Origin of the sequence: Rhodococcus sp. AQ5-07 (assembly GCF_009707305.1) — a bacterium.
Lineage (GTDB): Bacteria > Actinomycetota > Actinomycetes > Mycobacteriales > Mycobacteriaceae > Rhodococcus_F > Rhodococcus_F erythropolis.
In genome coordinates this window covers 2,951,423-2,968,857 of the sequence record NZ_CP046099.1, presented here as the reverse complement: position 1 = coordinate 2,968,857, position 17,435 = coordinate 2,951,423, and the positions used below count along the sequence as shown (strand labels likewise).

Sequence of the window (17,435 nt, the reverse complement as noted above, 5' to 3'; positions counted from 1 at the left end):
GACCGGCGTCAGAATCGGTGAGCGTCGGCGTCGATCCAATCGGTGAGCCAGCTCTGCGGCGGGGAGTCGAGCAGTTCGCCCGGCATCAGCCAGTCGAACAGGTCGGCATAGGTACGCGTGGTGAGACCGTCGACGCGGCGGTTGAGCATTCCCGGTTGCAGTTGGTCGAACGAATCGATGCCCATCGACGCGATCATCTGTTGTGCGCTGGCGACAGTTGCCTTCTGGAAGCGGTAGACGCGCTCGCTCTTGTCGGGGATGTCGAGTGCGCGGGTGCGTGCCGGATCCTGAGTGGCAACGCCGACCGGGCAGCGGTTTGTGTGGCACATCTGGGCCTGAATGCAGCCCACTGCGAACATCATTGCGCGGGCAGCCATCGTGAAGTCTGCGCCTTGGATGATGCGTTTGACGATGTCGGAACCGCTCGCCACCTTTCCGGAAGCGCCGACTTTCACGAGAGCGCGCAGACCGGTTCCCACCAAGGCGTTGTGCACGAGCATCAGGCCTTCGGTCAACGGCATGCCCATGTGGTCCTCGAATTCCACCGGACCTGCGCCGGTGCCGCCTTCGGAACCGTCCACGATGATGAAGTCGGGCGTGATGCCGCGTTCGATCATCGCCTTGCAGATTCCGAGGAATTCACGACGCGAGCCGACGCACAGTTTCATACCGACTGGCTTGCCTCCCGACAGTTTTCGCAGGGTCGCGATGAAATCGACCAGTTCGACCGGAGTGCTGAACGCGGTGTGCGCGGGTGGCGAAATCACGGTCTGGCCGACGGGTACCCCGCGGGTTTCGGCGATTTCGGGTGAGACCTTGACTCCGGGAAGCACGCCACCCAACCCGGGTTTCGCACCTTGCGAGAGCTTGATCGAAATGGCCTTCACCTGATCGAGGCCGGCACGCTCGGCAAACCGGTCAGGATCGAATCGGCCGTCCTCGGTTCGGCATCCGAAGTATCCCGAGGCAATTTCCCAGATCAGATCGCCGCCGTGTTTGCGGTGATACGGACTGATCGCGCCTTCGCCGGTGTCGTGGGCGAAGCCGCCTTTGGCGGCGCCGGCGTTGAGGGCCTCGATTGCGTTGGCGGACAACGACCCAAAGCTCATCGCGGAGACGTTCAATAGAGCGATGTCGTACGGCTTCGTGCAATCGCGTCCGCCGAGGCGAACTCGCGGAACGGTGTCGGGGGCGGTCCGTGCGCGAATCGAATGCGTCATGAACTCGTAGCCGATCGCATTGACGTCGCGCTCGGTCCCGAAGGGCTCTTCCGCCAGTGTTCCCTTTGCGCGCTCGTAAACCAGATCTCGCGTTTCGCGATCGAATGGCATTCCATCGGTGGATGATTCGACGAAGTACTGCTGGATCTCCGGTCGAATCTTCTCGAGGAGGAATCGCGCGTGCCCCAGGACCGGATAGTTACGGAGGATGCTGTGGGACCTCTGAGTGAGGTCATAGGTGCCCATCGCCGCCAGCGCGAGAGTGACGACAGCGATCACCCACCATCCGGGCGAGGCGACAATTGCGAGCGCGGCGGTGCCGAGACCCACTATCCATATCAAGAGCACGATCAGCATCCGAGTCACCTCGAGAGCGTAGGCGCCCACTGTGACACGGCAGCGGTAAGTCTCCACTAGGTTCTGCGATAGAGAACCGAATCCGACTCTTTGGGGGAATGATGACCGAACCGCAATATCCGACCGACCCGCAGGATCCGAAGGAGCAGCAGTATCCGGCGGGCCAGCAGTATTCAGCCGGTCAGCAATATTCAGCAGGCCAGGAGTATCCGACGGGCCAGCAGTACCCGACCGACCCGCAGTACTCAGCCGGACAGCAGTATCCGACCGGTCAGCAGTACAGCGCGACCCAGCAGTACAGCGCCGCACCCACGTACACGGCGCCTCAGTACGGTCCGCCGAAGTCCAACGCGGGATGGGCCGTCGCGTCGATCCTGTTCTTCTGGCCTATCGCGTTCGCCGCGTTCAACCATCTCCACGACATCTACCCGAAGTGGGCGATGGGCGATCACCAGGGCGCGCAGTACGCGTCCGAGCGCGTGAAGAAGCTCGGGCAGATCTCGCTCCTCATAGCCGTCATCTGCTGGGTGCTGTTCATCGCGTTCTACGTCATCTTCCTGGTTGCGATCGTGTCGTCCGTCGATTCGTATACCTACAACTGATCACCTGCCGCGACGTGACGGTGGGGCGAGTACCCGTCACGTCGCCGCGAGGCCGTAGAATCCACAGACCGTGAGCCTTACCCTCGGAATCGTCGGACTGCCCAACGTCGGCAAGTCCACCCTTTTCAATGCACTGACCAACAACGACGTGTTGGCAGCGAACTACCCGTTCGCGACCATCGAACCCAACGTCGGCCTGGTCGAGCTGCCCGATCCGCGGCTGCAGAAGCTCGCCGAGATCTTCGGCTCCGAGCGCATCCTCCCCGCGACCGTGTCGTTCGTCGACATCGCGGGAATCGTGAAGGGCGCGTCCGAGGGCGCAGGCCTTGGCAACAAGTTCCTGGCCAACATCCGTGAAGCGGACGCCATCTGCCAGGTAGTTCGCGTCTTCGCCGACGACGACGTCATCCACGTCGACGGCAAGGTCGACCCGGCCTCCGATATCGAAGTCATCGAGACCGAGCTCGTGATCGCCGACATGCAGACCTTGGAGAAGGCGCTCCCGCGTCTGGACAAGGAAGCTCGCAAGAACAAGGAGCTCAAGCCGGCCCACGACGAGGCACTCAAGGCTCAGGCCTTCCTCAACGAGGGCACGACGCTGTTCAGCGTCAAGGACAAGCTCGACTTCTCGCTGCTGCGTGAACTGAGCCTGCTCACCACCAAGCCCTTCCTGTACGTCTTCAACGCCGACGAGTCTGTGCTCACCGACGCAGCGAAGGTTGCGGAATTGCGCGCATCCGTCGCACCGGCCGACGCTGTGTTCCTCGACGCGAAGGTCGAGCAGGAACTCCTCGAGCTCGACGAGGAAGACCGCCAGGAAATGCTCGACTCGATCGGTCAGACCGAGCCGGGCCTGCACGCTCTCGCGCGCACCGGCTTCCACACCCTCGGACTGCAGACCTACCTGACGGCTGGTCCGAAGGAAGCTCGCGCCTGGACCATCCACAAGGGTGACACCGCGCCCCAGGCTGCCGGCGTCATTCACACCGACTTCGAGCGCGGCTTCATCAAGGCTGAAATCGTGTCCTTCGACGACCTCGTCGAGGCGGGTTCCATGGCCGCAGCCAAGGCTGCAGGCAAGGTCCGCATGGAGGGTAAGGAATACGTCATGGCCGACGGCGATGTGGTGGAGTTCCGCTTCAACGTCTAAATCCGGCTTCTGGTCCTCACCCCACGGGCAACTCGCTGAGCGTCCGACGTGTCACAAACCGCCGCGCTCTCCCAGTCAACGGGTCGGTGAATTCGAGTTCCCTCGCGAGCAATTGGAGTGGGAGGGAATGATCGTCCGGGGCGTCGGGAAGCAGGTCGGGGTATCGCCGGTCGCCCAGGATCCCGGCGCCGAGAGCTGCCAGATGCACCCGTAACTGGTGCATCCGTCCGGACTGCGGACGTAGAACCGTGTGCAGCACAGCACGTCCGGAGGCGCTCACGCCCATCCCTCGCGCCTCGATCGTGGTCTCGGAGTTGGGTTCACGGCTGTCGTCGACGACGACCCGCAACTCGCCGCGTCGAGCTTCGATGTGGTTGCGGTAAACGAGAGGGACGTCGAGCGCTGGCGCATCCTGGCCCCACCGGGACGGTCGCGCCGACACCGCCTCGTAGACCTTCGTGACCTGCCGCTTCTCGAACAGTGACTGGTACGCGCCGCGCGTCGCGGGGCGGGCCGAGAACATCACCACCCCTGCGGTGCCGCGGTCGAGTCTATGGATCGGGGTCAGATCTGGGTTGTCGAGGCGGACCCGCAGTCGGACGAGCGCCGACTCGCGCAGGTAACGCCCGCTGGGGGTGGTCGGGAGAAAATGTGGTTTGTCGATCACGACGAGATCGTCGTCGAGGTGCAGGATCTCCTCGCGGAACGGCACCGGGTCCTCCGCCGGTAACTCGCGGTAGTACCAGACGAACCGGTGCGCGCTGAGCTCGGTGCTCCGGCAGATCGGGTGGCCGTCGATACCCACGAACTCGCCGTCATCGAACCGCCGATACAGGTTTTCGGCGTCCAGATGGTCGAACTTGGCTACGACGTACTCGGCGATCGTCGTCCATGGCCCAGAGAGCGGGATGCGTAGACGCGTCGGGCCAACCCCGTTCTTGACGGGCAGCGGTGGGGACATGGACACACAGGTAATCATCCCATCGACTGCTGGTCAGCGGTGATTCGGTGCGGCCTGGCCGGAGACGTCCCCGCGGGGACGTGGGGACCAACTCGGAGCGGTGATCACCAGAGATCGTCGAGTCGAAAATCAGTAGCGCAGGCGAGATGTGGGCCCGTATGGTTCGGCAGAGAAAGATCGCAGTCGAAAAGCACTGCGGTCCATACCTTCTGTAGCTCAATTGGTGAGAGCACCCGACTGTGACTCGGGCGACGGCGGATCGTAACCGCCCAGAGGGACTCAGTTCAGATACGGCTGACGTGAGGACTCTAGGCGCAGAGACCGGCAGCCCTTTGCCTGCACAGTTGTCGAACGAGCCTCAGCCGGTATTCCCTGAATCGCCGAACAGCATTCCAGTCACCCGCCATTTCCGCGTCGGCAAGTAGGTATTCGCAGTTGTCCAACTGATCCTTCAAAGACATCATCAGAATTCACCTCCGATCACCCGAGCAAGTACCTGTCCAGGATGCGTCCGGCGACACCCCGCGGACATCGGCCGAAGTACCTGTTCAGGTACCTGCTTCGGTGCGCGGTGGAGGTTACTTCTTGACCGCAGGCGCTGGTAGCGGCATACCGCGCTCGGACAGGACGGCGCGGAGACGGTCAGGGTAATCGGTGATGATTCCGTCGACACCCAGGTCTATGAGGGCGTGCATGGTGGCGGGATCATCGACGGTCCACGGGATGACCTTCATGCCACGCGCATGTGCGCTCGCGATCATGTCGGCTGTCGGGTACAAGGCGAAGCCGGGGTCGCCGACCTTTCCACCCTGGGGAGTTCCTTGGACAGGGGAGTAGGCGGAGGCGCCGAAGGTTGCCACCGCCGCGATGCCGTCGCCACCGAAATCATCGATGTCCAGACCGCCGAGCCACGGTGACGCTCCGTCCTTGCCTACCTGGAGAAAGTCACCGTTGGTGAGCGCGACCACGGGCACACTCGGCGCGAGTTGACGGGTGAGCATGAGCGAGCCCCAGTCGAAGCTCTGAATGGTGACGCTGTCCAACAATCCGGCTGCCCGGATCGTATCGAGGACTACAGAGACGAACTGCTCACGCGGGGCGGTCTCGTGGGGCGCTCCCGCTTCCACCTTGGTCTCGATGTTGAGCTTGATTCCGGGTGCGTTGTACGACTTCACCAGAGCGAGCACTTCTTCGAGTGTCTGCATTTTCGCTCCCGGAACATTTTGCTGCTCAGGGTATCCGGCAAGGGGGAGCGTGCCACAGTCCATGGTCTTGATCTGTTGCAGGCTCAGCGTGTTGACGAATTTGCCGACGTACGGGAACTCCGGGTCGCCGGTAGTGGCGGGCTCGGTGTCGAGGCATTTCTTGTTCGAGATCTTACGATCGTGCGTGACGACAGCGATCCCGTCTTCGGTGATCTGGGTATCGAGTTCCAGTGTGCTGACGCCCATTTCGAGAGCATTGGAGAACGCGGCCAGGCTGCTCTCCGTGTACAGGCCGAGCCCGCCGCGGTGGGCTTGGACGTCGAACGTCGAAACCGGCTGGGGTGCTGAACTACCGAACGAACCGGACCAGTCGAGACTGCCGGTTGGCGATGCGCCGGCCGGGGTCGCCAGGGCGGTGAGGGGGAGTGCGACGGTCACGGCGGCACACGACAATATTCTGCTCAGTTGCATGAAAGGAACGTAAGGGCGTCGAATGGCTCGCCGGGGTTCGTTAGGTAAACTAACGGTAAAGGTCAGGCTGCGTGAACGCGCTGCTCGACGCCGTTCGCCTGGACCTTCATCCACGACGCCAGAAGCTCGCACCCGGTCAGTCCGCTCTCGTCGAGAGGTTCGATCGCGTAGCTGATGTGTCTACCGCCGCGAGGGTTCTCGAGCTGAAAGCGGTTCAGGTTCAACCGCGTCGGCAGATAGCCGAGGACTTCGAGGAACGCGGTGCGAATGCGTCGTAGATCGGTGCGCCATTGTTTCGGACTGAAACGAGTCTTCTGCGCATTCTGGAAAGCATTGCTACGAAGTAGTTCCCAAACTTTTTGTGCCCACACGCGTGCCTGGGAGAAGGACATCCAGCGCGTCAAGTCTGCGATGTCGCGAATGTAGCTGTCGTCGCTGGCATTACAGATCATGTCCTGTGGGTGCCCGATCCACTTGACCGGAATCCACGGCTGGACTTCGGGTCCGTCGCCGGCAACTCCGTGTCCCTCGCAACCTTCGATGACGCCGGTCGGTTGTTGTGGATCGGAGATCAGTCCGACTCCGATGATGTTGGCGCCGTTCAGCGTCGGAGAAGTCGTCGGAGAAGTAAATGTCGGAAGAGCCGCGCGGATCACGGTGCATCCCTGTGAGTATCCGATCAGCATGACTGGGCCGTCTGTCTCTGCGATTGCGGTCGAGAGGGCCTTCACACCCATCGCGGTGCTGTGCCGAAAGCTCAGGCCGCCGTCGGCGACTGGGCCGTACGAAGCGGGATAGGCGACCCAGCGAGAATCGAATCGACTGTCGAGTTCGTCGGTGACGGCACTGAGGAGTCCGCGCACACGGTCGCCGTGGTCGCCGACGTGGGATTCGCCGGTGCCGCCAACTGCAAGAACGGTTACCTCAGCCATGCCAGCGATGATCCACGTCAATTCTGAGAGGTCGGCTTCCAAACCCTGAGAAGAGACTGGCAATCCGTTGTGCTGCGAAATCGTTATCGAGCGAGCACCATTTACCCATGACGACGCCGAATCGTTCATCCAGGCGAAAAGTGTCCGTTGTCGGTGCGGGAAGCGTCGGCACTGCGATTGCGTACGCGTGCTTGATACGCGGATCAGCCGACGCGCTCGCCCTCTACGACACCAACAGTGCAAAGGTCCGCGCCGAAGTTCTCGATCTCAACCACGGCACCCAGTTCACACCGCCGTGCACCGTCGAGGGAGGTGATGACATCTCGGTCACCGCGGGATCCGACTTGGTCGTCGTCACCGCGGGCGCAAAACAGCATCCCGGCCAGTCGCGGCTCGAACTTGCCGCGGTGAACGTCAAGATTGCACAGACTCTGACCGAACAACTATTGGCGGTGTCACCGGACGCGGTTCTACTCTTCGTCACCAACCCGGTCGACGTGGCGACCTACGCAGCGATCCAGGCTGCGGGACCGTCGTACCGCAGCCGAATTTTCGGATCGGGGACGGTGCTCGACACGGCCCGATTGCGATTCCTGCTGGCCACCGAACTCGGAGTCGCGGTCGAGAACGTCCATGCCTTCATCGTCGGCGAGCATGGGGACTCCGAGATTCCGCTCTGGTCGAGCGCAACCATCGGCGGGGTGCCGGCAACCTCGTTCGTGGGACCGTCGGGCGGCGTCCTCGGCCCCGACTTACGCGCGAATGTCGCGAAGTCTGTGGTCGAGAGTGCTTACGAGATCATCGAAGGAAAGGGTGCGACCAACCTCGCCATCGGATTGTCGAGCGCATTCATCGCGGAAGTCGTGTTGCGGGACGAACAACGGGTTCTTCCGGTATCGACCTTGCAGACCGGTGTCCACGGACTCGAGCGCGTTTGCCTGTCCCTTCCCACGATGGTTGGTCGTGCGGGTGCCGGTCGAGTCCTCGAGGTACCGCTTTCAGAAAAAGAGGCTTCGGGGCTCCGATCTTCGGCCCGTACATTGCGAGAGGTGCAGGAATCTCTGGGATTGTGAATATCTGTTCTGCTCGATTTCCGACATATAGGATCAACAAATGATCAGCTTCCTGATTCGCGCCGCGATCTTCCTGGGTTCTGCCGCTGTCGGGCTTCTTGTTGCGTCGTTGATTCTTTCGGGCTTCTCGGCGCCCACATCCGGATTCATCGTTGCGGTCGTGATCTTTGCGATAGCGCAGTCGGTCCTGGCGCCGTTCATCGCGACAGTGGCAAAGCGCCACGCACCAGCATTTCTCGGCGGAATCGGATTGGTGTCGACGTTTGTCGCTCTGTTGGTGGCGTCGCTCTTCTCCAATCTGTCGATCTCCGGTGTCTCGACGTGGATTCTGGGAACAGTCGTCGTGTGGCTGGTAACAGCACTTGCGACGCTGGTGCTTCCGTTGTTGTTCGTGCGTAAGAAAGTTCAGGAGAAGAAGGCTCAGTGACGCGTCCGAACATCGGTATGGACTACTCAGTCTTGGACTGCCCGGATCCGGCTGCATTGGCCAACTTCTACGTCCAGGTCCTCGACTGGAAAAGCGTTCGGGACGAAGATGATTGGCACGTGATCGAAGGACCCGCCGGCGAGCGGCTCGCGTTTCAGCTTGCTCCGGATTTTGTTCCGGTCGACTGGCCGACATCCGGCGTCGGAATCCATCTGGATCTGCTCGTCGATTCTCTCGACCCCGCGGAGGCTTGGGTGATCAGCCTGGGTGCGCAGCGGGTGACCGGCATCCCGGAGCATCAGACTTTCCGCGTCTACCGCGACCCAGTCGGTCACCACTTCTGCCTGTGTCTGCGCGACTGAGTGTCGACTCGCCCCGATCTCGTCGACCGTGGATAATTCCGAACACTTGTCACGCCCGAGAATTGGAGATCGACGATGGCTTCGCAGAATTCCGACGAATTCCTGGTAGAACGTACGACGATCGTCAAGGCAGAAGCATCGGTCGTCTTCGCGTTGATCAACGATTTCCACCAGTGGACGCAGTGGTCGCCCTGGGAAGGTCTCGACCCGGCAATGCAGCGCACGTACGCGGGTCCTGACGCGGGCGTCGGGGCTTCGTACGCCTGGGCCGGAAACAAGAAGGCAGGCTCCGGTTCGATGGTGATAACCGAATCCGTCCCAGACGAACGCGTAGTTTTGGACCTGGCCTTCCTCAAGCCGTTCAAGGCACAGAACGTCACCACCTTTCTCATCTCTCCGAATGCCGGTGCCTCTCCCAATGCCGGTGAAGTTCAGGTGACGTGGAAGATGACTGGAAAGAAGAATCTGTTCTTCAAGATCTTCGGTTTCATCTTCAGCATGGACAAGCTCGTCGGAAAGGATTTCGAGAAGGGCCTGTCCCAGCTGAAAGCTGCTGCCGAAAAGGGCTGACGAGCCGGTGGTACCGTCTCCCGGTGTTACGGATGACGCCCACCGATGCCCAAACCTTCTGGATTTCGGAGAAGATCCCCAACGATCAACTACTGCTCTACTGTTTCGACGGGCAGAGCCAGTCGATCGACGAGCTACGACGCTCGGTGGTGGAACGAGCGTCGCTCATTCCGGATCTCAATGTTCGGATTCGTGAATCACCGTGGCATCTCGACTATCCGCTCTGGGATCCCATGCCGGTCGATGCCTCGTTGGTGAGAGTGCATGAGCTGCCGGATGACTCGTGGCCATCGTGTATTCACGGAATCGAAAAGCTTCTCGAAAACCACGTCGACCCGCGTGAGTCCCCGTGGACGCTTCACCTGTTCCACGGCGTCACCGGCGCGCCGCGTTGTAGCGGCCCGGCGCTGATCGCAGTTCTGCAGGTCGCTCATTCTCTGGCGGACGGCAAACGCGCGTCGGCGATTGCTCGCCAGCTGTTCTCGCCGCAACCGCCCGCGCAGCAGAAGACGGACGTGCGGCGTAGCGGATCAGCCGAGATTCTGGGCCGCGCCGCCCTGCGCCTTCCGGGTCAACTTGTTTCGCTGTTCCGCGACGGCCGGGCGGGGCACCGAGCGCAGTTACAGCTGCAGGCGGACACCGAATCGGGAGTTGTTGCGCCGCAGGCGGCGAGCCGTCCCAAGGTGCGCTCCAACATCCCGCCTGGATCTCACCGACTGGTGCGCATGGTCGTGCGGGACAGCGCAGATTTCCGTGGCGACGGCGTATCCGTCACAGTCGGAGCGATGACAGCCATCTCGCTAGCGATGGCGAATTACCTCACCGAGCGAGACGGCTCGGTACCGCCGGAACTGGGAGCTGAGGTGACCATCGCCAAGGCGGGTACACCCACGGCGCGCAACCACTTCCGCAATGCAGGTGTCGGACTGTTTCCGGACTTCGATGACCTCCGTGAGCGAGCCCAACTGATCAAGGAGTCGATGGACGAGCGCCGCGCACGGGCATCCCATCCGTCCAGCGCAGCTTCGGATCTCGCGCTGAACGCGGTTCCCGGCCCGCTGGTCCGTTGGGGCGTGCAGCAATACGATTTCACGGCAGTGCCCGACGAGGTCACCGGCAACACCGTGGTGTCGAGCGTCGCGCGCGGTGACGCGGATCTGATGCTCGGAGGCGGCGTCGTTCGGTTCACCGCCGGCTTCCCGAGTTTGTCACCGGTCATGTCGTTGACCCACGGCGTACACGGGATCGGGGACACGGTGACGATCAGCATCACCAGCAGTCCGGCCTCGATCGCGGACATCGACGTGTACGAGCAGATGATGCACGACGCGATCGACGAGGTGCGCGAGGCGCTGTCGTGACGGCCTGATGTACTGGGAGCATGGGATTCACGCGCGCCGAGCTGGAGTCTTTCCGAGACGCCGAGATCGAGGATCTGATCGGGCCGAATTGTCGGCTGTTGTTCGTCGGTATCAATCCGGGACTGTGGACTGCCGCGACGGGCGCGCATTTCGCGAGGCCGGGTAATCGGTTCTATCCGGCACTGCTGCGGGCAGGCATCATCGAGCATGCGATCGATCCCTCCGCGGGTATGTCGGACGCTGACACACAACATCTGATCGATCGGGGAGTGGGGATCACCAACTTGGCGGTGCGGGCAACTGCGCGCGCAGATGAATTGACGTCGCAGGAGCTCGCAACAGGCGGAGTCCGGGTCCGAAACATCGTGCGCGCAACCAAACCAGTAGTCGTTGCCTTCGCCGGGATCACCGCCTATCGAACAGCTTTCGGTGACAAGAAGGCGAAGGCCGGGCGCCAAGACCGTGATTTCGAGGGGGCAAAACTGTGGATCGTGCCCAATCCCAGTGGCCTCAACGCACACGAGACGGTGGACACATTGGCAGCGAAGTATCGTTCCGCCGCATCCGAAGCCGGAATTCTCTGAGAGAAGTCGCAGTTCCGTTCGGCCAGAACAAAGTACAAGTTAAGGTGCTTGCATGTCTGTTCTATACAACATCTTTGTAGTGATTCACCTACTCGGTATGGCTGCCCTGGTCGGCAGCTACTTCACCGTCCTCAAGGCTCCTTCGATCACCGAGGTCATGGTGTGGGGTGCCAGGATGCAGTTCGTGTCCGGCCTGATCATCGTCGGGTTGGGCGAAGGCGCCCTGGACAAGAACTACATTCACGCGAAAATCGCTGTGAAGTTGGTGCTTTCGCTGGTCATCGTGGCGCTTGCCGAGATCACCCGGGCGAAGCAGAAGAAGGGCCAGCCCAATCCGAATCTGGTACACGTCGTCGGCGGTTTGTCGATCGTGACCGTATTCGTGGCCGCGCTCTGGACCTGACAAAGACACAAAAGAGCCCCGGCGATCGAAACTCGCCGGGGCTCTTTGCTGTTGACGTGTCTACAGGCCTGGACGCTTACCGATCGTCAGGGTCACTTCACCGGTATGGGCGAAGAAGTCGTTGCCCTTGTCGTCGACGACGATGAACGCGGGGAAGTCCTCGACGTCGATCTTCCAGACGGCTTCCATCCCCAGTTCGGCGTACTCGAGGATGTCGACTTTCTTGATGCAGTCGAGTGCCAGGCGTGCTGCCGGTCCACCGATGGATCCGAGGTAGAAACCGCCGTGGGTGTTGCAGGCGTCGGTGACCTGCTTGGAGCGGTTTCCCTTGGCCAGCATGATCATCGAGCCACCGGCGGCCTGGAACTGCTCGACGTACGAGTCCATACGGCCGGCTGTGGTCGGGCCGAACGAACCGGACGCCATACCGTCGGGTGTCTTGGCGGGGCCGGCGTAGTACACCGGGTGATCCTTGAGGTATTGCGGCATCTCTTCGCCTGCGTCGAGACGCTCTTTGATCTTGGCGTGCGCGATGTCGCGTGCCACGACGAGCGGACCGGTCAAGGAGAGACGAGTCTTCACCGGGTGCTTGGACAGCTCGGCGAGGATCTCGGCCATGGGCTTGGTGAGGTCGATCTTGACCGCAGCGCCCTTGCCGGTACCCGAAATGCCATCGGTCTCTTCGTCGAGCTGAGCGTCCGTGACCTCGGGCAGGAAACGGCCCGGGTTGAATTCGAGCTGTTCCAGGAACACGCCCTCCGGCGTGATTTTGGCCTTCGCCTGTCGATCGGCCGAGCACGACACCGCAATGGCGACGGGCAATGAAGCGCCGTGGCGGGGGAGTCGAACGACGCGGACGTCGTGGCAGAAGTACTTACCGCCGAACTGTGCGCCGATGCCGATCTTCTGCGTGAGCTCGAAGACCTTCTTCTCGAGTTCGTGATCGCGGAAGCCGCGGCCCGTAATGGCGCCTTCGGTGGGGAGCTCGTCGAGGTAGTGCGCGGACGCGTACTTGGCTGTCTTCATCGCGAACTCGGCCGACGTGCCGCCGACGACGATTGCAAGGTGGTACGGCGGGCAGGCAGCGGTACCGAGCGAGCGGATCTTTGCCTCGAGGAACTGCATCATCGAGTCGGGGTTCAGGATCGCTTTGGTTTCCTGGTACAGGTAGGACTTGTTGGCGCTGCCGCCGCCCTTGGCCATGAAGAGGAACTTGTACGAGTTCTCATGTCCGGCAGCAGTATCGGCGTACAGCTCGATCTGCGCGGGCAAGTTGTTGCCAGTGTTCTTCTCGTCCCACATCGTGATGGGGGCGTTCTGCGAGTAGCGCAGGTTCAGACGCGTGTAGGCGTCGTAGACACCGCGGGCAATGGACTTCTCGTCGTCGCCGGGGGTGAGCACATGCTGTCCACGCTTGCCCATGACGATGGCGGTTCCGGTGTCCTGGCACATCGGCAGAACGCCGGCAGCGGCGATATTGGCGTTCTTGAGCAGATCGAGCGCGACGAACTTGTCGTTGTTCGACGCTTCGGGATCGTCGAGGATGCTCGCGAGCTGCGTCAGGTGATCTGTGCGCAGGTAATGAGAGATGTCGTGCAGCGCCGTTTCGGTCAGCAAGCGCATCGCTTCCGGCTCGACCTGCAGGAAGGTGCGGCCGTCCGGTCCCTCGACTGTCGACACCCCTTCGGTGGTGAGCAATCGGTACTCGGTGGTGTCATCACCGATCGGCAACAGGTCCTCATAGAGGAAGTCGGCCATCATCTCTCCTGAACAAGGGTGCGTGCGAAGGTCGCATTCAGGTTATCGTTGGGGGTTTCCTTCTCCGAATCGGGGCGGGTGTGAGCTGGAATTATCCGGATGCCACTGGCTCGATCAAGATACTTCGACCAGTTCGGAGAGCTCGACGCCGCGAAATTCGGCAAGTATTTCGGCCTGCTCGGCCACTGCTGCACGGGCCGATCGTGACCACGTTCCCCACGGGGTGATCGCGACCTTCAGCTTCTTTCCGGACGCCCGCGGTCGCCACAGTCCGGTGATCGTGCCGCCGACCACCACCGTGCCCGGTCGCCCGAGGGTCGGCCACACCGTCTTCTGGGCGGCCGGATCGGGCACCAGGGTCTCCCGATCCTTGAGCTGTACATACGGATCGAAAGGCCCGAGCAACCGCGTACTCGAATCGGAGGGGGAGCCGAGCAAGTCTTCGCGGTCTTGTTCGAGAATCCACCGCTTCTCGCCGTTCACCTCGATCTCCTCGGCATCGATGGCCCAGTGGGCTTTGACGTCCTTGACCGGGGCATCGAGAAACGACGCGACGTGAGCAGGAGTGGCGGGGCCGTAGAAGCGCAGATACCCGCGAATCACGTCGAAGCGGGGATCGGCGTCTGAACCTGAGGCTGTGTACGGGCGTCGGCGCCAACCCGGAATGCGTTCGAGCACTGGCGGAGATGTGCCCGGCTGTAGCTCGAGGCCTGCCTGGAGTGCCGCGAGCCGGAACGGCATCTCGTACAGATGAGTGGCGTTGCACGGGCGGCAGAATCTCAAATAGGGCTCGGTGACCCGCGTGGTCAATTGCGCGGACATCTCGCCCTTGACGGTTGGTTTCGAGACGATGTCCCGCATCGCAGTAGCAACTGTTTGCAGGGCACTCAGCGTCGGGATGCCGGCGGCCTTCAGGGGCCGATTCGCGTCGTAGATGCGCTTGGCTGCATCAGCCTCGCTGAACGGCGACGTGGCGACGGCGATGGCAGGCAGGTCGCCCCGACGGTAATAGTGGGGAGCGCCGCGCAACGTCCAGGCGAGAGCGAGCTCAGTGACGTCGCCGCGGACGCCGCGGATCCGCAGGGCCCAGGCGGCTCCGTCAGGTCCGGTGTTCTGAATCCCGAGATCGAGAATGCTGCAATCGCTGTGATCGGCGTCACCGGCAGCCGCTCGGTCGAGTTGATGGCGGTGCCACCGGAAATTAGCCACCTGCGTGAGTGAGGTTGCGCTAGACATGATTTCAGTTTACTGATGGGTAACCGCAGGATTTGGGGCAGTTGATCAATGCGACGACAGAATCGGTGAAATTCGACCGATTGTCCGGAATTTTTTCAGTAGCAGACCTTATTAGTCGAAATAATGACCCCATTGTCGGAATCCTTTGCCAACTGGTCGTTCGTATGATTACTGTTACCCACGTCACGGATACATTACAGATGTGACGCAGCTGTCACAGCACTGTCGGGTGCTTTTCGGCAGCTGACCTCTGACCTCTCAAGGAGATTCACATGGGTTCAATGGAAGGAATTCTCGGCGCTGTTGTTCAGGGCCTGGGATCACTGTTCAGCGCTGACGGTCTGCTCAAGACCTTCATGGGATCGGTAGAGACCATCTCCAAAGACCCCACCCCCTAATTCAGCGCGACTTTGCCACGCCCGCTCCGGGTGTAGTTACTTCAATTTCGACAAACTGCAGGAGGAAACTCATGGGATCTCTCGGTGAAGCCATCGGAAGCGTCAACAACCTCGGTCAGCGTCTCGTCGACGCACTGACCACGCTCAGCGGCGGCACGGTTACGCCCAAGTAAGCGTCGTCTGACGAGAAAGGCTCACGCACTCGGTGCGTGAGCCTTTCCGCGTCGATCGGAACTAGGTCGACCGAATCGAGTTTTTCCGATCACGTCGGGTTTGCCTCTTTCAGCCGGTACCGTTCGAAAGGTTCCGCTGCCGAAGAGAGTGACCCGGATGATCGAGACTCGTGCTTTGCGAACGGTTTTCCGCGTCTTCGTGGCGTTGGCCACGGCAGTATGTGGGCTCCAGCTCCTCACGGCACCGGGTCACGCTCAGTCGGTGGACAGCAGGCTCGTCGACATCTCGGTGTACTCACCGTCGATGGGGCGCGACATTCCGTTGCAGGTCTTGCGGCCGGCTGATACCTCCACGCCCGCTCCGACGCTCTACCTACTCAATGGAGTGGACGGAGGAAAAGACGACGCGACGTGGTCGGTGCGGACCGATGCACCGAAGTTCTTCGCGGACAAGCACGTCAACGTGGTCACCCCTCTCGGTGGAGCATTCAGCTACTACACCGATTGGGAGCGGCCGGACCCCGGCCTCGCGGAATCCGGCAACAACAACGGGGTCAACATGTGGACCACGTTCCTGACGGAAGAACTACCGCCAGTCATTGATTCGACGTTCGGGACGACCGGCGAGAACGCACTTGCCGGCTTGTCGATGGCAGGCACGTCGGTACTGGATCTGGCTATGGCGGCGCCCGCGCTGTACAACAGTGTCGGGTCCTTCAGCGGGTGTGCGATGACGAGTCCAGGCATCGGTCAGGACTTCGTGAAACTCGTGGTCGCAGTGGGTGGTGGCAACGCGGAGAACATGTGGGGTCCGTACGATGGCCCGGGTTGGCCGGCTCACGATCCGGTTGTCAACGCGGACAAGCTAACTCGAATCCCGATGTACATCACTACCGCAACCGGGATTCCGGGTCCGTACGACACGCTTGCCGATCCACGGATCGACAACGACGTCAGAGATTTGGCGTTGCAGCTTGTACTCGGTGGCGGAATCGAGGCGGCAACTCACTACTGCACCACCCAGCTTGCGGACAGGACGAACGCATTGGGTATGAACAACATTCGCTACAACTTCAAGCCGGCAGGAACGCATTCATGGGGATACTGGGAAGACGACTTACACGACTCGTGGCCGATGATCGCCGCGTCGCTCGGCGTGTGAGGCCCCATCGAGCAAGCCTTCGAAGCGTCGTTCTCGTCGGCGCGCTCGCCTTGATTTCACTACTTGCGTTGCCCTCGACCGCGCTCGCCGACGAGACCCCGAAGATAACAAGTGTCACCGAACTGTCTTCGCGCTTGGTTCTTCTCGACGTCGCGAGTCCCGCCATGGGGCGCACCATGCAGGTGAAAGTACTGCTTCCTGCCGACCGCTCGGAACCGCGCGGGACGCTGTATCTCCTGGACGGCAATTCCGGGCAGATCGAAGAGAACAACTGGCTGGCTCCGGCTAACGGCGATATCGTCCCGTTCTTTGCCGACAAAAACGTGAACGTCGTACTCCCCATCGGTGGAACCGGCACCATGTACACCGATTGGCAGGAAGACCACCCGAAATTCGGTCGTCTGAAATGGGAGACGTTCCTGACGAAAGAGCTTCCCTCACTGATCGACACGAGGTTCGCAACCAACGGGCACAACGCAATCGGCGGGATCTCGATGGGTGCAGAGGCCGCGCTGATCCTGGCCCAACGCTCGGCCGGGTTGTACGACGCGGTCGCGGGCTACAGCGGCTGCTACACAACCGTCGGAGGATTCGGCAAGGCGTTGACCGATCTTGTGGTCATCAACGGGAATGCCCGTTCGGAGCAGATGTGGGGTCCGGCAGGCAGTGAGGCTTGGCAAGAGCACGACATTTTCGCCAATGCCGACAAGCTGCGCGGCACCAAGGTGTATCTCGCCTCGGGATCGGGACTACCAGGCCCGCACGAAACTCTCGATACTCCTGCCCTGGGCTGGGTACTGGTCGTTGGCGGGGTCATGGAACTGGGATCGAACCTGTGCACCGACCAGATCACGCAGGTGTTGCGCGATCGCGGAGTCGATGTCACCCGCAGCGCTCAACCGGTGGGGACGCACGGTTGGCCGTACTGGCGCGACGAACTCGTTCGCTCCTGGCCGATGCTCGACTCTGCGTTGTCGGCTTGAGTAATTCCTTGCGATGAGTTTCCGCTTCGGGCCGGGTCTATAACCCT

Annotated in this window: 18 protein-coding genes and 1 tRNA gene; 13 read left to right on the top strand and 6 right to left on the bottom strand. The window is 61.5% G+C overall.

The annotated features are described in order from the left end of the window. Positions 1-8 precede the first annotated feature (8 nt). Positions 9-1,586, bottom strand: coding sequence for an FMN-binding glutamate synthase family protein (locus tag GJB56_RS13585; RefSeq protein WP_029255844.1), 1,578 nt, complete (start codon positions 1,584-1,586; stop codon positions 9-11). Positions 1,587-1,675: 89 nt separating this feature from the next. Here GJB56_RS13585 and GJB56_RS13580 point away from each other — a divergent pair, with 89 nt between their 5' ends. Together GJB56_RS13580 and ychF are read left to right on the top strand one after the other, a co-directional pair. Beyond that, positions 1,676-2,179 (top strand): CD225/dispanin family protein, encoded by a 504-nt coding sequence (locus tag GJB56_RS13580; protein WP_113683162.1) that lies wholly within the window; start codon positions 1,676-1,678, stop codon positions 2,177-2,179. A gap of 70 nt (positions 2,180-2,249) precedes the next feature. Next, the gene (gene ychF / locus GJB56_RS13575; RefSeq protein ID WP_019744568.1) at positions 2,250-3,329 is read left to right on the top strand and encodes a redox-regulated ATPase YchF; all 1,080 of its coding nucleotides are present in this window, start codon (positions 2,250-2,252) and stop codon (positions 3,327-3,329) included. 16 nt (positions 3,330-3,345) lie between these two features. Here ychF and GJB56_RS13570 read toward each other — a convergent pair whose 3' ends face one another. Beyond that, the gene (locus GJB56_RS13570; protein WP_113683161.1) at positions 3,346-4,308 is read right to left on the bottom strand and encodes a pseudouridine synthase; all 963 of its coding nucleotides are present in this window, start codon (positions 4,306-4,308) and stop codon (positions 3,346-3,348) included. A gap of 187 nt (positions 4,309-4,495) precedes the next feature. Here GJB56_RS13570 and GJB56_RS13565 point away from each other — a divergent pair. Continuing rightward, positions 4,496-4,568 (top strand) — tRNA-His (locus tag GJB56_RS13565). Between the two features lie 300 nt (positions 4,569-4,868). Here the strand turns inward: GJB56_RS13565 and GJB56_RS13560 are convergent. Together GJB56_RS13560 and GJB56_RS13555 are read right to left on the bottom strand one after the other, a co-directional pair. Further along, positions 4,869-5,933: a glycerophosphodiester phosphodiesterase family protein gene (locus GJB56_RS13560; RefSeq protein ID WP_113683332.1), complete on the bottom strand. Its 1,065-nt coding sequence runs from the start codon at positions 5,931-5,933 to the stop codon at positions 4,869-4,871. A 95-nt stretch (positions 5,934-6,028) separates the two neighbouring features. Further along, positions 6,029-6,898, bottom strand: coding sequence for a PE-PPE domain-containing protein (locus tag GJB56_RS13555; protein WP_113683331.1), 870 nt, complete (start codon positions 6,896-6,898; stop codon positions 6,029-6,031). Between the two features lie 107 nt (positions 6,899-7,005). Between GJB56_RS13555 and GJB56_RS13550 the strand changes: the two genes are divergently transcribed. From GJB56_RS13550 to GJB56_RS13520, 7 genes are all read left to right on the top strand, one after another. Further along, positions 7,006-7,971, top strand: a complete 966-nt coding sequence (locus tag GJB56_RS13550; protein ID WP_019744553.1) for an L-lactate dehydrogenase — start codon at positions 7,006-7,008, stop codon at positions 7,969-7,971. A gap of 40 nt (positions 7,972-8,011) precedes the next feature. Next, positions 8,012-8,398, top strand: coding sequence for a phage holin family protein (locus GJB56_RS13545; RefSeq protein ID WP_019744552.1), 387 nt, complete (start codon positions 8,012-8,014; stop codon positions 8,396-8,398). Beyond that, on the top strand, positions 8,395-8,760 hold the full coding sequence (locus GJB56_RS13540; protein ID WP_019744551.1) for a VOC family protein: 366 nt from the start codon (positions 8,395-8,397) through the stop codon (positions 8,758-8,760). Before GJB56_RS13545 ends, GJB56_RS13540 begins: the two co-directional genes overlap by 4 nt. A gap of 75 nt (positions 8,761-8,835) precedes the next feature. Then, positions 8,836-9,330 carry an SRPBCC family protein gene (locus GJB56_RS13535; protein ID WP_019744550.1) on the top strand — a complete coding sequence of 165 codons (495 nt, stop codon included), beginning with the start codon at positions 8,836-8,838 and terminating at the stop codon, positions 9,328-9,330. Between the two features lie 32 nt (positions 9,331-9,362). Beyond that, positions 9,363-10,691: a WS/DGAT domain-containing protein gene (locus tag GJB56_RS13530; RefSeq protein WP_113683160.1), complete on the top strand. Its 1,329-nt coding sequence runs from the start codon at positions 9,363-9,365 to the stop codon at positions 10,689-10,691. 20 nt (positions 10,692-10,711) lie between these two features. After that, the gene (locus GJB56_RS13525) at positions 10,712-11,275 is read left to right on the top strand and encodes a mismatch-specific DNA-glycosylase (RefSeq protein ID WP_113683159.1); all 564 of its coding nucleotides are present in this window, start codon (positions 10,712-10,714) and stop codon (positions 11,273-11,275) included. 52 nt (positions 11,276-11,327) lie between these two features. After that, the gene (locus GJB56_RS13520; RefSeq protein WP_020908500.1) at positions 11,328-11,678 is read left to right on the top strand and encodes a hypothetical protein; all 351 of its coding nucleotides are present in this window, start codon (positions 11,328-11,330) and stop codon (positions 11,676-11,678) included. Between the two features lie 60 nt (positions 11,679-11,738). On the opposite strand, the gene GJB56_RS13515 is transcribed toward GJB56_RS13520, so the two are convergent. Then, positions 11,739-13,436: a fumarate hydratase gene (locus GJB56_RS13515; protein WP_003945198.1), complete on the bottom strand. Its 1,698-nt coding sequence runs from the start codon at positions 13,434-13,436 to the stop codon at positions 11,739-11,741. A 114-nt stretch (positions 13,437-13,550) separates the two neighbouring features. Then, positions 13,551-14,672, bottom strand: coding sequence for a winged helix DNA-binding domain-containing protein (locus GJB56_RS13510; RefSeq protein WP_113683158.1), 1,122 nt, complete (start codon positions 14,670-14,672; stop codon positions 13,551-13,553). Between the two features lie 272 nt (positions 14,673-14,944). Here GJB56_RS13510 and GJB56_RS31920 point away from each other — a divergent pair, with 272 nt between their 5' ends. The 3 genes from GJB56_RS31920 to GJB56_RS13500 all read left to right on the top strand — a co-directional run bounded on the left by GJB56_RS31920 (position 14,945) and on the right by GJB56_RS13500 (position 17,388). Beyond that, complete coding sequence (locus GJB56_RS31920) at positions 14,945-15,070, top strand: hypothetical protein (RefSeq protein ID WP_019744544.1); 126 nt, start codon at positions 14,945-14,947, stop codon at positions 15,068-15,070. A gap of 330 nt (positions 15,071-15,400) precedes the next feature. Further along, complete coding sequence (locus tag GJB56_RS13505) at positions 15,401-16,405, top strand: alpha/beta hydrolase (protein ID WP_113683157.1); 1,005 nt, start codon at positions 15,401-15,403, stop codon at positions 16,403-16,405. Then, entirely contained in the window at positions 16,402-17,388 is a 987-nt protein-coding gene (locus tag GJB56_RS13500; protein ID WP_230091190.1) for an alpha/beta hydrolase, read from the top strand. Before GJB56_RS13505 ends, GJB56_RS13500 begins: the two co-directional genes overlap by 4 nt. Positions 17,389-17,435 lie beyond the last annotated feature (47 nt).